Below are 12,916 nucleotides of genomic sequence, written 5' to 3'. Positions count from 1 at the left end.
TCCATGCTCTCTATTGCGCTTGAAAGATATGGGTGTGTTTCTTGGACATGTTCACGTAATGGAAGTGGCCACGCTCAAGTTGAAGTTCGCGCAACTCGCGGATAGGCACATCGACTTTTAGCATGTTGCCTTGATACGCACCTTGGAGTTTGCATTCGGCACGGACAAAGGTGCCCTGGAACTCCAACTCTTCGATTTGAACAGGAAAGCTAGAATCGCTTTTCTTGCCGATGTCTAAGAAGTGGAGATCTTCTGGGCGCAGCCCCAACTCCACTTGTTGACCACGCTTGAGTTCATCGCAAGGCTTAAGCAGTAATGATTCACCAATGCGGATCTGGTTATCGCTCACCACTGAAGCTGGAATAAAGTTCATGTTGCCGACAAAGTCTGCCACGAAGCGAGAAGCTGGGTTTTCGTAAATGTCTTGCGGCGTACCGACTTGCTCGATAACACCGTGGTTCATCACCACAATTCGGTCGGCCATCGCGAGAGCTTCGTCCTGATCGTGGGTCACCATGATGGTGGTAATGCCCAGTTGGCGTTGCAGGCGGCGGATTTCCTCACGCAAGTGAGAGCGCACTTTTGCATCCAAAGCGGACAAAGGTTCATCAAGCAGTAACAAACCTGGTGATAATGATAAAGCACGGGCTAAGGCAACGCGCTGCTGCTGGCCGCCGGATAATTGGTTAGGGTATTTGACACCGGAATCCGGCAAACCAATAACCTTAAGCCAATGGTTGACAGTGTCGGTAACGGTTTTGCTGTCTTTGCCTTGGTTGCGTAGGCCAAGGCTGATGTTTTCTGTAACGGTTAGGTTAGGGAACAGGGCATAAGATTGAAAGACGATGCCAAAGTCACGCTTTTCCGGGGAAAGGTAAGTCGTTTCTTTATCGCCTTGAGTAATTTTTCCTGAAGACGCCAGATCCAACCCGGCAATGGCACGCAGCAAGGTGGTTTTACCGCAGCCAGATGGGCCTAGGAAGCAAACAAATTCGCCCTTATGAATATCAAGGGAAATGTCGTTCAGCGCAGTAAACTGTCCATATTGCTTGCTGACATTTTCAATCTTCAGATACGTTTCCATGGGTGTAACTCACTTTAGTTGGTATATACCAAAGATAGTTGGAATCAGTTACAGTTAAATGACATGGATTTTACGAAAAAAAGAAAATCGTTTTCTGGAAAAAAATTTCTGCTGGTTCATACTTAACCATTACTGAATATCGCATTCTTTTGTCATGCTAAAAAAGAATTTGATTAGGATGCCTCGTTTTCATCTTGTCAAATTGATATTCTATATAGGTCTAGACCTTTTATTCTATTCTTGTATTTTTTTGATTGAGGCAAAGCATCATGGAAAGAAAAATGTTGATCCGTAATATTTCTTATATGGAACGTGAGCTGTCGGAAATGAAAAAAGAACTGGCTAAGCTAGATGCTCAAAACGAGCAGCGAGAAGGGATGGAAAGCCCAGAGGGAATGGTGGTTCGCCAACCATACTTCCAGCTTTAAATATCCTTAATAGAAATACCATTGATTTAAATATATTGATAAATTACATATTTAATAGGTATGAAACAAAAATAGCGTGACAGCTTTACCGTCACGCTTAGCGAATTATCAACTTCTATGAGTTTGCTTTCACGTTAATTATGAACGTGGCTCAGATTTCGCATCAAACTTGTCAGACCAAGTCTTCAACACATCTTCACGGCTTACCGCCATCTTGCCGAAGTCCATCTCAACCATTGCGTTTTCTACATCTGGGTAGTTCTTCACTTCAGCGTTGATAGATGTATGACCGACAACCGGGTAGAACTCGTTGTAAAGCTTGTTCGCTTCTTCAGAGATAGACCAGTCAACAAGACGCTTGGCAGCATCAGATTCGGTATTGACTAGGCCAACGGCTTCAGCTTCCCAGCCCACGCCACCTTTAGGCATGATGATATCGATAGGGGCACCTTGAGTCTTCAATGTCGCACCGCGGATAGCCATTGAAATACCGATCGCGACTTCACCCATTCCCGCTTGAACACAGGGCTTAGAGCCTGAATGGGTGTAGTGGGCAATGTTGTTATCCAGCTCTTCCATGTACTGCCAAGCCGCATCGTCGCCCATTGACTGGATCCACGCTGATACCTGCATGTAACCCGTACCGGAAGAGGCTGGGTTAGGCATTGCAATGTGGCCTTTGTATTCTGGCTTTAGTAAGTCATCCCAGGTCTCAGGCTTGGATAGACCTTTTTGCTCGGCAACAATCTCGTTGAAACAGACGGCATTGAAGAAAGCATCGTTACCGAACCAGGCTTTGTTATCTTGTGGGTCAACAAGGTTGGTACGGATTTGCTCAAGACCTTCTGGCGTATATGGCTTCAGTACCCCTTCTTCTTTAAGTAGTGCCATTGAAGAGCCCGCTAGGCCCCATACCACGTCAGCGTGAGGGTTACCTTTTTCTGCCAACAGCTTGGCTGTCATGATTCCGGTTGAGTCACGAACCCAATTAATTTTGATATCTGGGTTAGCTTGCTCAAAACCATTCTTGAATTTAGCCAGCATGTCAGTTTCGAAAGCGGTATATACCGTTAGTTCCTCAGCGGCAAATGCAGAAGAAGCGGTAAGTGCAGCAATTGCAGTAAGAGGGGCAATCATCCAACGGTTTTTCATTTTGTCATCTCCATGAATATTTGGGTCACCAAGCATGAGTATTAATTGGAATGCTTGGTCTGTACCAGAATGTTTCGACACGGAAGATGCTAGGCATGAAATGTGACACTTGGATGATTGCGATATTTCAGTTTGCTAACAGTTTTATTGGTTCTTTTTGACAGTGAAAACTCAGAAGTAAATAAAGGAGAGCAGCGAAAATCAACAGAATATGAAGCTTTTGTTAATTCGAAGGGAAGGGGATTTACAGCATTCTGCTAACATCGTTATAGTTTATCGCATCTGGTATAGTCCAATTCGGAAATAAGACAATGGAAAACTTGGATAATCAATATCTGCTACTGACCCCTGGCCCACTATCTACGAGCCGTACTGTTCGTGAAGCTATGTTAAAAGACTGGTGTACTTGGGATGACGAATACAACAAAGACATTGTAGAAGTGATCCGCGCACAGTTAGTGGAACTGGCTACAGACGTTGAAGGTTATACAAGTGTATTGATGCAAGGCAGTGGCACGGCATCGGTGGAAGCCACTATAGGTACGGCTATCCCGCAAGACGGCAAGTTGTTGGTGGTCAACAATGGTGCATACGGTGAGCGTATTGGTCAGATTGCACAGTACCTAAACATTGCGCACACCATTATTGATCTTGGTGAAGTGGCGCAGCCATCTGCTGAGCAAGTGGCAGAAATCTTAGACACTGATGCAAGTATTACCCATGTGGCAATGGTGCACTGTGAAACCACAACGGGTATGTTGAACCCGGTGGAAGCAGTATGCGATGTGGTTAAGTCACGTAACAAGATCATGCTCTTAGATGCCATGTCGAGCTTTGGCGGTATCCCATTGGATATCGGTAAACTGGGGATCGACTTTATGATCAGTTCTGCCAACAAGTGTATCCAAGGTGTGCCTGGTTTTGGCTTTGTTATTGCCAAGCAAACTGAACTGGAAAAATGCGAAGGCCGCGCCCGTTCATTGTCTTTGGATCTGTATGATCAATGGCAGTGCATGGAGAAGAACCATGGCAAGTGGCGCTTTACTTCTCCTACTCACACCGTCCGCGCTTTCCACCAGGCAATGCAAGAACTGCAAGAGGAAGGTGGTGTAGATGCGCGTTACCAACGCTATGCATCTAACCAGCAGATTTTGGTCGCCGGGATGGAAAAGCTGGGCTTCACATGTTTGCTGGATAAGTCGTTGCACTCTCCAATTATTACATCTTTCTATTCGCCAGAAGCGGGTGAATATGACTTCAGGAAATTCTATAACCTTCTGAAAGAAAAAGGCTTTGTTATCTACCCAGGGAAAGTGTCCAACGCTGATTGTTTCCGAATTGGTAACATTGGTAATGTTCATAATGAAGATATGCATCGTCTGATTGATGCGATCGAAACGTCTATGTACTGGGCATAAGGGTATTGTGATGACTCAGGTAACGGCATCTCAACAACACGGTTCGGCGCTAACGGATCAGTCACTGCGCAGCGAAGGTGATACCAATATAACCCCGGCTCGTGTCGCTTGGACGAACAGCATTGCTGATCAAAAAACGCAGCAAATGCTGGAGGAAGACAGCAAGGTCTTCTTACACCAGGCGATGTCGACGCCATGTTTGGACGCCTTGGTAGGTGCTGACGGCATCTATATAGAAGATGCAGCTGGCAAAAAATACATGGATTTCCACGGCAATAATGTTCACCAGTTGGGTTATGGACATCCCCATGTTGTTGGCCGAATTCAACAGCAGCTGGCGGAATTGCCATTTTCGCCTCGCCGTTTTACCAATCAGACTGCGATTGATTGCGCGAAGAAGTTAACAGATATCGCAGGTGGCGATCTGAATCGGGTGCTGTTTGCGCCGGGTGGGACCTCTGTCATTGGTATGGCGCTTAAGCTTGCCCGCTATGTGACAGGAAACTACAAGCTAGTGTCTTTGTGGGATTCATTCCACGGAGCGTCCCTTGATGCCATTTCAGTTGGCGGTGAAGCGTGCTTCCGTGAGGGCATGGGACCGTTAATGGCAGGTGTTGAGCGCATTCCTCCTGCGGTGAGCTATCGTGGTGCATTTCCATCGAATGACGGTAGCGATGTCCACTATGCTGATTACCTTGAATATGTGATCGAAAAAGAAGGGGGCATCGGTGCCTTTATTGCTGAAGGTATTCGCAACACCGATGTGCAGGTACCAAGTAAAGCATACTGGAAGCGCATCCGGGAGATCTGTGACAAACACAATGTCATGCTGATCATTGACGATATCCCAAATGGTATGGGACGTAGTGGCAACTGGTTCACTTACCAGGAATTTGGCATCGAACCGGACATTCTTTGTATCGGTAAAGGGTTAGGCGGTGGCGTTGTACCGATTGCTGCCATGATCACCAAAGATAAATACAACACGGCATCACATGTTTCACTGGGTCACTACACGCATGAAAAATCCCCGATAGGCTGTGCTGCTGCGCTGGCGACGATCGAAGTGATTGAACAGCAAAACTTACTGGCCAAAGTGAAGGTAGATGAAGCGTACATGCGGGATCGCCTAGAAGGCATGAAACAGAAATACCCACTGATTGGTGACGTTCGCGGTGTTGGTTTGCTTTGGGGAGTCGAGTTGGTGACTTGTCGAACTTCAAAAGAGCGCGCATTGAAACAAGCCGAACAAGTCATGTATCGATGTCTTGAATTGGGAATGAGTTTTAAAGTGTCACAGGGTAACGTATTGCAGTTAAGCCCACCGTTGATTATTGAGCGAGAAGAGTTAGCACGTGCCATGGACATGGTCGAGCAAGCTATCAGTGAAGTTCAATGCCAGTAGTTAAAAGCAATCAAGCTCTATTAAACCATTATTGATATTTTGCCGGCTGCTAAATAGGCAGCCCGCATATAAAAGATTTAAAAGGAAGAGAAAAATGACTAAGCAAGTTCAGGCAGTAATTTTTGATTGGGCCGGTACCGTTGTCGATTTTGGCTCGTTCGCGCCAACTACTATTTTTGTTGAGGCATTCCGCCGCGAGTACGATTTTGATATTTCATTGGCTGAAGCGCGTGTGCCAATGGGCCTTGGAAAGTGGGATCACATCAAAGCGGTTGGTGAATTACCTGAAGTTAGCCAACGCTGGCAGGACAAGTTCGGCCAACCAATGCAAAAAGAAGACATTGATAAGATCTACCAAACCTTTATGCCCCTTCAGATCGCCAAAGTGGCTGAACATGCCGATTTGATCCCTGGAGCAAAAGCGGTCATTGATGGTCTTCGTGAAGAGGGAATCAAGATTGGTTCGTGTACCGGTTATCCTCGTGTTGTGCTTGATGCTTTGATCCCTGCAGCAAAAGAAAACGGCTATAACCCAGATTGCGCAGTTGCAACGGATGATCTTGCCGTAGGAGGGCGTCCTGCACCTTACATGGTACTGCAGAACATGATTGAACTTGCAGTTACTGACGTGAAAGCCGGCATCAAAGTAGATGACTCTGTTCCTGGTATTACTGAAGGTCTTAATGCAGGTATGTGGACGGTTGCACTACTGCTGTCGGGTAATGAAGCGGGATTGACCCAGTCTGAGTTCGAACAAGCTGACGAGGCGACGCTTGCCGGTGCACGTGCAAAAGCGATCGATGCCTTTGCCCATTCTGGTGCACACTACCAGATCGATACCATTGCGGATTTGCCGGAAGTGGTTGCTGATATCGAGCGCCGCTTGGCTGCGGGTGAGCGCCCTTAAATTTTCTTCAAAGAAAGAATCGGTAAGGCAAAGTTTTAATAACAATAATGATTTTGATTGAAATGCCCCTAAGTAACGCAAAAGTGCTTGTGGTTATCTAGGGGGATAAGTTGCCCTTTTGGTGCGGTCATACACCAAAAGGGCGTTTTTTGTGCAACAATCTCAATTGGCTCCCTATTTTGGTGCAAAATATAGTGTGTAGAATAATCTAGGAATTTTATTGTAATATTTTCAGTGCCTTATATTTTTTTCATTTGTGGCTTACATATTGCTCATTACTCTTTGTCTGACATTGCGCTAGGGGGAGAGTATGAAAAAGGAAGCGATTACCGTTATATTAGCCGGTGGAGTAGGTTCTAGGCTGTCACCATTAACCGACCACAGAGCCAAGCCTGCTGTACCATTTGGCGGTAAATACCGCATTATCGACTTTACACTGACTAATTGCCTGCATTCCGGTTTACGTAGGGTGCTTGTGCTTACCCAGTATAAGTCTCACTCCCTGCAAAAACACCTACGCGATGGTTGGTCGATTTTTAATCCTGAATTGGGTGAGTATATAACTGCTGTTCCACCACAGATGCGAACAGGTGAAAGTTGGTACCAAGGCACGGCAGATGCGATCTATCAGAACCTTTACTTATTAACACGCAGTGAAGCCAAATATGTTGTCGTGCTTTCCGGTGATCATATCTACCGTATGGACTACGAGCCAATGCTAAAGCAGCATGTAGAGAATGAAGCGGATTTAACTGTTGCGTGTATGGAAGTGCCTAAAGCGGAGGCCAATGCCTTCGGTGTAATGTCGATTGATGAATATCAAAGGGTATATTCGTTTACTGAAAAACCAGATAATCCGCAGTCAATCCCAAATAACCCAGAGGCCTGTTTGGCTTCGATGGGGATCTATATTTTTTCAATGAAAGCATTGGAAGAAGCCTTGGAAAAAGACGCGCTTAATCCGGAAAGTAGCCATGACTTCGGAAAAGATATTATCCCTGGCTTGATCGATGGTGAGCGGGTGTATGCGTATCAGTTTGGCGGCTCGGCCGGTCGGGTAAGCCAAGATGCATACTGGCGTGATGTGGGAACCATTGACTCGTTTTATCAAGCAAATATGGATTTGCTGTCATACTACCCACCTATGGACTTGTACCAAAAAGAGTGGCCGATCCGTACATACGAGCAGCAATTACCGCCAGCACGTACTGTATCCTCACCAGCAGGTAATGAAGGGATTTTCATCAACTCGATCATTTCTAATGGGGTAGCGATCAATGGCGGCTCGGCACAAAACTCAGTATTGTTTCCCAAAGTGAAAGTTGAGAATGCAGCCGTGGTGATCAACAGTATCGTTTTCGAGGGCGTTGTGATTGGTGAGGGCGCCCATATTGAAAACTGTATTATCGATAAAGACGTTGTGATCCCTCCAGGTACTGAAATAGGCGTTAACTCTAAGCAGGATGCGGAACGGTTTGTTATTTCGCCAAAAGGGGTTGTTGTTATTCCATCAGATTATAATTTTTAACTCTGTTATTGTCTGTTTAAATATAAAATCCGACATTTAATGTCGGTTTTTGTTTATAGAAGTGTTGCAGATTTGTTTCATTTATTTAGGCGGTAAATAATTACTTTTATCAATTGCCACTATATGAAAATTTATTATTTATCAAGATGGTGATCACTATGTGTGGAACGTTTTATTGATGTTAATCAATTGTTTTGCGGTTATTTCCACCTTGATTTTTTGCTTGCAAAAAGCAGATCAACGCCATATTTTCAGAAATAAGACATAGCTCATACTTAAGTTAGTCGTATAGTGGTTATTAGCTAACGGTATATTTAGCCAGGTGCACATGAGTTATTAACAACAGTGGTAATGTTTCTAAAGGGATGAATATGGAAACATCAGTTGAATTCTCAAATCCAGATAATGTTGTATTTGATTACACAACATTTTTATCGGCATCATGCAAACAGAGAGTAACACTTGTCGATGCGCTAAGGGCGCTAATTCCAGCATTTGAAATTACATGGACTTCTTCAATGCCGCATGGAATGACAGACTCAGAGAAGTTGCAGTTGCAGGCACTTAAAGTGCTATCAACAAACATAAGTGATACGAACAACCTGATCCGTTTGCTGAGACTTGCACGGTCAGAGCATATTGACGAACTTATGATTAAGCTACCTTATGCGCTAGAGGAGCTACAGCTTGTTGAGATAGAAAGCAAAGCAGCGTGCAAAATGATCAAGCTAGATGATGATGGAGAAGTACTTAGGGCGCATATGCTCTAAATGCTCAGTTGTTCAAGTTAAAGAACAATTTGTTCAGGTAAAAGAAAAGCCAGCGTAAGCTGGCTTTTGCATTGTTAAATCATGCCTTTCCAAAGCATTCCAACCGCAATACAAGCAGCTGCTGTCAGTAGGCCGGCTGCCGTCATCTCTTTGCCGACAAACGGGCGAGTTTGCTGTTCACGTTTGGCTTTTACATAGAAGTACAAACCAGGCACATAGAGCAAGGCAGAAAGCAGCAAGTAGTTAAGGCCAGATGCATACAATAGCCACAGACCGTATAAGCTGGCACATAGCCCTACGATGAACAACGAGCCACGATCTTTACGTTCAATCGCGAGTTTCAGCGTGTACGCTCCAACAAGGAAGTAAGGCACAAGAATCATCTCTGATGCGATAGCCAGTAGGGTGTCATAGGTACTGCCGGCAAACATAACAAACACAAGGCTAACCTGAATACAGCCATTGGTCAGTAACAGCGAGTTCACTGGGCTACCTGAGTCGTTCTGCTTGGCAAAGCTTTTCGGGAACATTTTATCCCTTGCACCTAAAAAAGGAGCTTCAGAGGCCAACACTGTCCAGCTAAGGAAGGCACCACATACAGAAACCAGCAGACCACCACCGATAATGTACTTACCCCATGGACCTAGGATCTCTGTCAGTACTTTGGCCATTGAAGGGTTTTGGTAGGTGGCAAGTTGCTCTGTACTTACCACGCCCATAGAAAGCAAGGTCACGAACACATAGATAGTTAAAGCAGTGAGTAGGCCAAGAATCGTTGCACGACCGATATCTTTACGATTCCTAGCACGGTTTGACACAACCACTGCGCCTTCGATACCAATGAACACCCACACGGTGATCAACATAGTGCCTTTTACTTGGGACAGTAAATCGTGTTGCTCGCCAAAATGTAGGCCAGTAAAGTCGAACACGAAGGTATCCCAATGGAATGCAATAAGAGCAGAGAAGATAAAGAGGAACAGTGGGATGAGCTTGGCACAGGTGGTGATCAAATTGATCATCGCAGCGGTTTGCACTCCACGTAATACTAAGGCATGAACAAGCCAAAGTAATACGGATGATCCTATTACCGAAAGCCAGGTATTACCGTCACCGAACAGCATCATATCCGGGCTGTCGAACAGCATACCTAATGTACTGAAAACGATCACTAAGTAGGAGACATTTGCGAGCATTGCACTGAGCCAATAGCCCCAGGCTGAGCAGAAGCCGATAAAATCGCCAAAGCCAGCTTGGGCGTAGCCAAAGACACCGCTTTCGATTTCAGGCTTGAGTCGTGAGAGGTGCTGGAAGGATAGGGCAAGGAATATCATTCCTATACCAGTGATGGTCCAACCAATCATTACTGCTGCGGGACTGGCAACAGCAGCCATATTCTGAGGAAGGCTGAATACACCCGCACCTATCATTGAGCCTATGACCAAGGCGGTTAGCGATCCTAATCCCAGTTTCTTATCCATTTTTACATCCGGTTATAACGACTGAATTTTTATAATTTTCAGGCGTATTATGATGGTTTTTTCTGTTATTGCACGGTCAAAGTGATGCAGGTCACGCAATTATTAGTTAATTACACCATTCATTGTACTGGATCAAAAAAGCCATCAGGTTTAATGATGGCTTTGTAAGTATAGGAAAGAATTATCTATTGGTTTCAGAGTATAAATCGGCGAGGTTGCTTGGTATTCAGTGGTATGTGATACGTGATTTATCATCACGGTTGATCACAAACGCAAAGCTTGCGCCCGCATCAGACGCATCGCGCATGGCATAACTTGCGAAGTGCTGGATATCACCTGTTGCAATAACGGCACTGCAGTTACCACTGCGTAATGCTTTTTCCATTAACTCTTGATCAGTTTTGCCTTTTTTGTTGGTTAGCACCAATACCTTGTTTAAATCAATACCAGCACTTTTTAGCAAGTTTTTATCAACCACTGCATTTTGCCCAATGAACATGATCCACCGGCTCTGCTGGCTAGCCTGTTTGAGGATTCGTAAAAAGTAGGCCAGTTGAGCTTGGCTCTCGTCATTAAAAGATACTTCAATCGGACAACTCACTGTATGAGAAGAGGCATTGCCCTCGGCTGTAGCGTTAAATGTTGCTTTGTAGACCTGAGAAGCAGAAACCGTGTTTTGATGTTCAAAGTAAGCAGTCATAATCCATCATCCTCAAACAGTGTTTATTTATACATGCTGTATGTCTATACAGTAGTGTTAATCAGACGCTGTTGCAAGTGTTTTTTATATTTTAAAAAGCATATGGTGACGTGAATGAGCAAGGTTAAGCTGGTAAATTAATTTTAAAGCTATGATTTTATTGATTTTATTGTTATAATCAAAATGAGTTGAATGTTTTTGTTAAAGAAGTAGATTTTGATTGGGAGCACAAAAATACAGGCATAACCAGTACTGTATGCAGGTATTAACTACTGTATAAAGCCACTGGGCATACAGTAGTTGGTAATAGATAAGAAGGTAATTGTAGAAGCTCTACCCGCAGGTTTGGTGAAAAAATGAGTCAAAAGTGAATGATTTTTGTCACCTTTTCTTGTTGGATGTGAAAATGACCTATATTTCAATGTGATGTTGAAACAGTTCAAATAAATTAGATAGATAAACGGGTATCATATCCCTGCAAGTAAAACATCGCATTAGTGGGTTAGGTCCTAAGGGCGGTAGCGTGCCACTAGATTTTACTTAATGGGCTTTTGACCCCACTAAAATGTGTGCCGACGACATGAGTGTAAATTTGCGTTGTTTTTATATCAGCATGGCCAAGTAACTCTTGAATATTCCTTAGGTCTGTACCCGCTTCAAGCAAACGAGTTGCGAAAGAGTGCCTGAATGTATGGCAGTTAGCTTTCTTTAAAATCTTTGCTTCTTTGACCGCAATGGCAATCTGTAGTTGAACACTGCGATCAGTTAGGTGGTGGCGCATCATTCTGCTTGAACGTGGATCTTTGCTGATATTCTTTGCAGGAAAGAGATACTGCCAGCCTAGTGACTTTGCGTGATTAGGATATTTAAGCTGTAACGCATAAGGCATGTATACTTCTCCAAAGCCATTTTTGATATCAAGTTGGTGCAGGATTGCGACTGAATCAATCTGTTGTTGGAGATCCGTTATAATATGTTGCGACAGCAAGGTTTTTCTATCTTTGTTCCCTTTTCCGTTTCTTATAGTAACGCTCACGCTTTCTAAGTTTATATCGTTTACTCTGAGACGAAGCGCTTCATTCACACGTAGTCCACTGCCGTACATCAATTGTGCAACAAGACGATAAGGATATTGAAGCAAGCTAATGACTTCCATGGCTTCTTCATGGCTAAACACCTCTGGTAATTTTGTTGAGCGCTTCGAACGCTTGAAGTTCAACGAGTTTGTATCTTGGTTCAGCATTTCTCTGCAGAGAAAGACTAATGCGTTTAAAGCTGTCTTTTGGGTGTTTGGTGCAACATTTTTAACTGTCACTAAGTGCTCGAGAAAAGGTCGGATGTCCTTCGCATTGATTTGGCTACGGTGTCGATACTGTGAGAATAGGATAAACCGCTTGATCCATCCTATGTAGGCTTTTTCGGTTGAGTAGGCCAGCCCTCTGGTACGAATGAAAGTGGTGACCTCGGTTAAAAATGGGCTTTTAATATTTGATAAAGGCTGCGGTATATCTCTCATATCATTACTGTTTTTATACACAGGTATGTGTGACTATATGAACACATTTGGCACATGACTAAGATATTTAGAAGAGAGTTCGCATATTTGCTGATGACATCACATTGCCTAGAAAATTTGTTGTTTGTCAATATGTTATTTTGACGAAGAGGGTGAAATATGCGAAATAACTTCGTAATATAAAAGGCAAAGGGGTTAGAAAGCGTAACTAGTTGATTTACAGTTAGTGGGATAGTCGAAGTAATTACGTAAAATAAAATGTTATGTCTTTTCCCGCACTGTAGTCACCATAGTCCAGGTCATCAATGGCGGCCTTTTTATCAATCTCTTTTCTGTCGCAGTGCAGTGAGAATCGATCATCGCAAGTTGCGGTTATTGGTTCGGTGGACGTAAGGTTCTTTTTCTCTAGGGCTTTTGGGCACCCAAGTCCGCGAGCCGCAACAAGAGCAGGTGAGCTGGAACGTGTTGGGTTCCGTGTTTACTAAGTCGCTTTCAGGTTCTTTGCCAATGAGCTCCCGCTTATGTTG

Annotated in this window: 11 protein-coding genes; 6 read left to right on the top strand and 5 right to left on the bottom strand. The window is 44.2% G+C overall.

Features of this window, described 5'->3' with window-relative positions; all coding sequences use genetic code 11:
- Nucleotides 1-10 precede the first annotated feature (10 nt).
- On the bottom strand, nucleotides 11-1,084 hold the full coding sequence (locus tag R2X38_RS07795; RefSeq protein WP_317521638.1) for a putative 2-aminoethylphosphonate ABC transporter ATP-binding protein: 1,074 nt from the start codon (nucleotides 1,082-1,084) through the stop codon (nucleotides 11-13).
- 269 nt (nucleotides 1,085-1,353) lie between these two features.
- On the opposite strand from R2X38_RS07795, the gene R2X38_RS07790 reads away from it, so the two are divergent.
- Nucleotides 1,354-1,512, top strand: a complete 159-nt coding sequence (locus tag R2X38_RS07790) for a hypothetical protein (RefSeq protein ID WP_317521637.1) — start codon at nucleotides 1,354-1,356, stop codon at nucleotides 1,510-1,512.
- A 138-nt stretch (nucleotides 1,513-1,650) separates the two neighbouring features.
- On the opposite strand, the gene R2X38_RS07785 is transcribed toward R2X38_RS07790, so the two are convergent.
- On the bottom strand, nucleotides 1,651-2,664 hold the full coding sequence (locus R2X38_RS07785) for a putative 2-aminoethylphosphonate ABC transporter substrate-binding protein (protein ID WP_317521636.1): 1,014 nt from the start codon (nucleotides 2,662-2,664) through the stop codon (nucleotides 1,651-1,653).
- A gap of 320 nt (nucleotides 2,665-2,984) precedes the next feature.
- Here R2X38_RS07785 and phnW point away from each other — a divergent pair, with 320 nt between their 5' ends.
- The 5 genes from phnW to R2X38_RS07760 all read left to right on the top strand — a co-directional run bounded on the left by phnW (nucleotide 2,985) and on the right by R2X38_RS07760 (nucleotide 8,692).
- Complete coding sequence (gene phnW / locus R2X38_RS07780; RefSeq protein ID WP_317521702.1) at nucleotides 2,985-4,082, top strand: 2-aminoethylphosphonate--pyruvate transaminase; 1,098 nt, start codon at nucleotides 2,985-2,987, stop codon at nucleotides 4,080-4,082.
- 10 nt (nucleotides 4,083-4,092) lie between these two features.
- Nucleotides 4,093-5,487 carry an aspartate aminotransferase family protein gene (locus R2X38_RS07775; RefSeq protein ID WP_317521635.1) on the top strand — a complete coding sequence of 465 codons (1,395 nt, stop codon included), beginning with the start codon at nucleotides 4,093-4,095 and terminating at the stop codon, nucleotides 5,485-5,487.
- A gap of 94 nt (nucleotides 5,488-5,581) precedes the next feature.
- The gene (gene phnX / locus R2X38_RS07770; RefSeq protein WP_317521634.1) at nucleotides 5,582-6,394 is read left to right on the top strand and encodes a phosphonoacetaldehyde hydrolase; all 813 of its coding nucleotides are present in this window, start codon (nucleotides 5,582-5,584) and stop codon (nucleotides 6,392-6,394) included.
- A gap of 310 nt (nucleotides 6,395-6,704) precedes the next feature.
- Nucleotides 6,705-7,922 carry a glucose-1-phosphate adenylyltransferase gene (glgC, locus tag R2X38_RS07765; RefSeq protein ID WP_317521633.1) on the top strand — a complete coding sequence of 406 codons (1,218 nt, stop codon included), beginning with the start codon at nucleotides 6,705-6,707 and terminating at the stop codon, nucleotides 7,920-7,922.
- 371 nt (nucleotides 7,923-8,293) lie between these two features.
- Nucleotides 8,294-8,692 (top strand): hypothetical protein, encoded by a 399-nt coding sequence (locus tag R2X38_RS07760; protein WP_317521632.1) that lies wholly within the window; start codon nucleotides 8,294-8,296, stop codon nucleotides 8,690-8,692.
- Between the two features lie 74 nt (nucleotides 8,693-8,766).
- Here the strand turns inward: R2X38_RS07760 and R2X38_RS07755 are convergent, their stop codons facing one another.
- The 3 genes from R2X38_RS07755 to R2X38_RS07745 form a co-directional block, all read right to left on the bottom strand.
- The gene (locus tag R2X38_RS07755) at nucleotides 8,767-10,173 is read right to left on the bottom strand and encodes a basic amino acid/polyamine antiporter (RefSeq protein WP_317521631.1); all 1,407 of its coding nucleotides are present in this window, start codon (nucleotides 10,171-10,173) and stop codon (nucleotides 8,767-8,769) included.
- A 226-nt stretch (nucleotides 10,174-10,399) separates the two neighbouring features.
- A complete protein-coding gene (locus R2X38_RS07750; RefSeq protein ID WP_317521630.1) occupies nucleotides 10,400-10,873 on the bottom strand; it encodes a cell division inhibitor SulA in 474 nt (157 codons plus the stop codon).
- Nucleotides 10,874-11,402: 529 nt separating this feature from the next.
- The gene (locus tag R2X38_RS07745; RefSeq protein WP_317521629.1) at nucleotides 11,403-12,389 is read right to left on the bottom strand and encodes an integron integrase; all 987 of its coding nucleotides are present in this window, start codon (nucleotides 12,387-12,389) and stop codon (nucleotides 11,403-11,405) included.
- Nucleotides 12,390-12,916: the final 527 nt, after the last annotated feature.

The organism is Photobacterium rosenbergii, assembly GCF_033022775.1.
In the GTDB taxonomy this organism is placed as follows: Bacteria; Pseudomonadota; Gammaproteobacteria; order Enterobacterales; family Vibrionaceae; genus Photobacterium; species Photobacterium rosenbergii_A.
The sequence above is the reverse complement of the archived record's forward strand: the minus strand, read 5'-3'. Positions and strand labels throughout refer to the sequence as shown.

Coding starts and splice junctions, on each gene's coding strand:
- R2X38_RS07795 (WP_317521638.1), bottom strand. CDS start 1,084: ATGGAAACGTATCTGAAGATTGAAAATGTCAGCAAGCAATATGGACAG.
- R2X38_RS07790 (WP_317521637.1), top strand. CDS start 1,354: ATGGAAAGAAAAATGTTGATCCGTAATATTTCTTATATGGAACGTGAG.
- R2X38_RS07785 (WP_317521636.1), bottom strand. CDS start 2,664: ATGAAAAACCGTTGGATGATTGCCCCTCTTACTGCAATTGCTGCACTT.
- R2X38_RS07775 (WP_317521635.1), top strand. CDS start 4,093: ATGACTCAGGTAACGGCATCTCAACAACACGGTTCGGCGCTAACGGAT.
- phnX (WP_317521634.1), top strand. CDS start 5,582: ATGACTAAGCAAGTTCAGGCAGTAATTTTTGATTGGGCCGGTACCGTT.
- glgC (WP_317521633.1), top strand. CDS start 6,705: ATGAAAAAGGAAGCGATTACCGTTATATTAGCCGGTGGAGTAGGTTCT.
- R2X38_RS07760 (WP_317521632.1), top strand. CDS start 8,294: ATGGAAACATCAGTTGAATTCTCAAATCCAGATAATGTTGTATTTGAT.
- R2X38_RS07755 (WP_317521631.1), bottom strand. CDS start 10,173: ATGGATAAGAAACTGGGATTAGGATCGCTAACCGCCTTGGTCATAGGC.
- R2X38_RS07750 (WP_317521630.1), bottom strand. CDS start 10,873: ATGACTGCTTACTTTGAACATCAAAACACGGTTTCTGCTTCTCAGGTC.
- R2X38_RS07745 (WP_317521629.1), bottom strand. CDS start 12,389: ATGAGAGATATACCGCAGCCTTTATCAAATATTAAAAGCCCATTTTTA.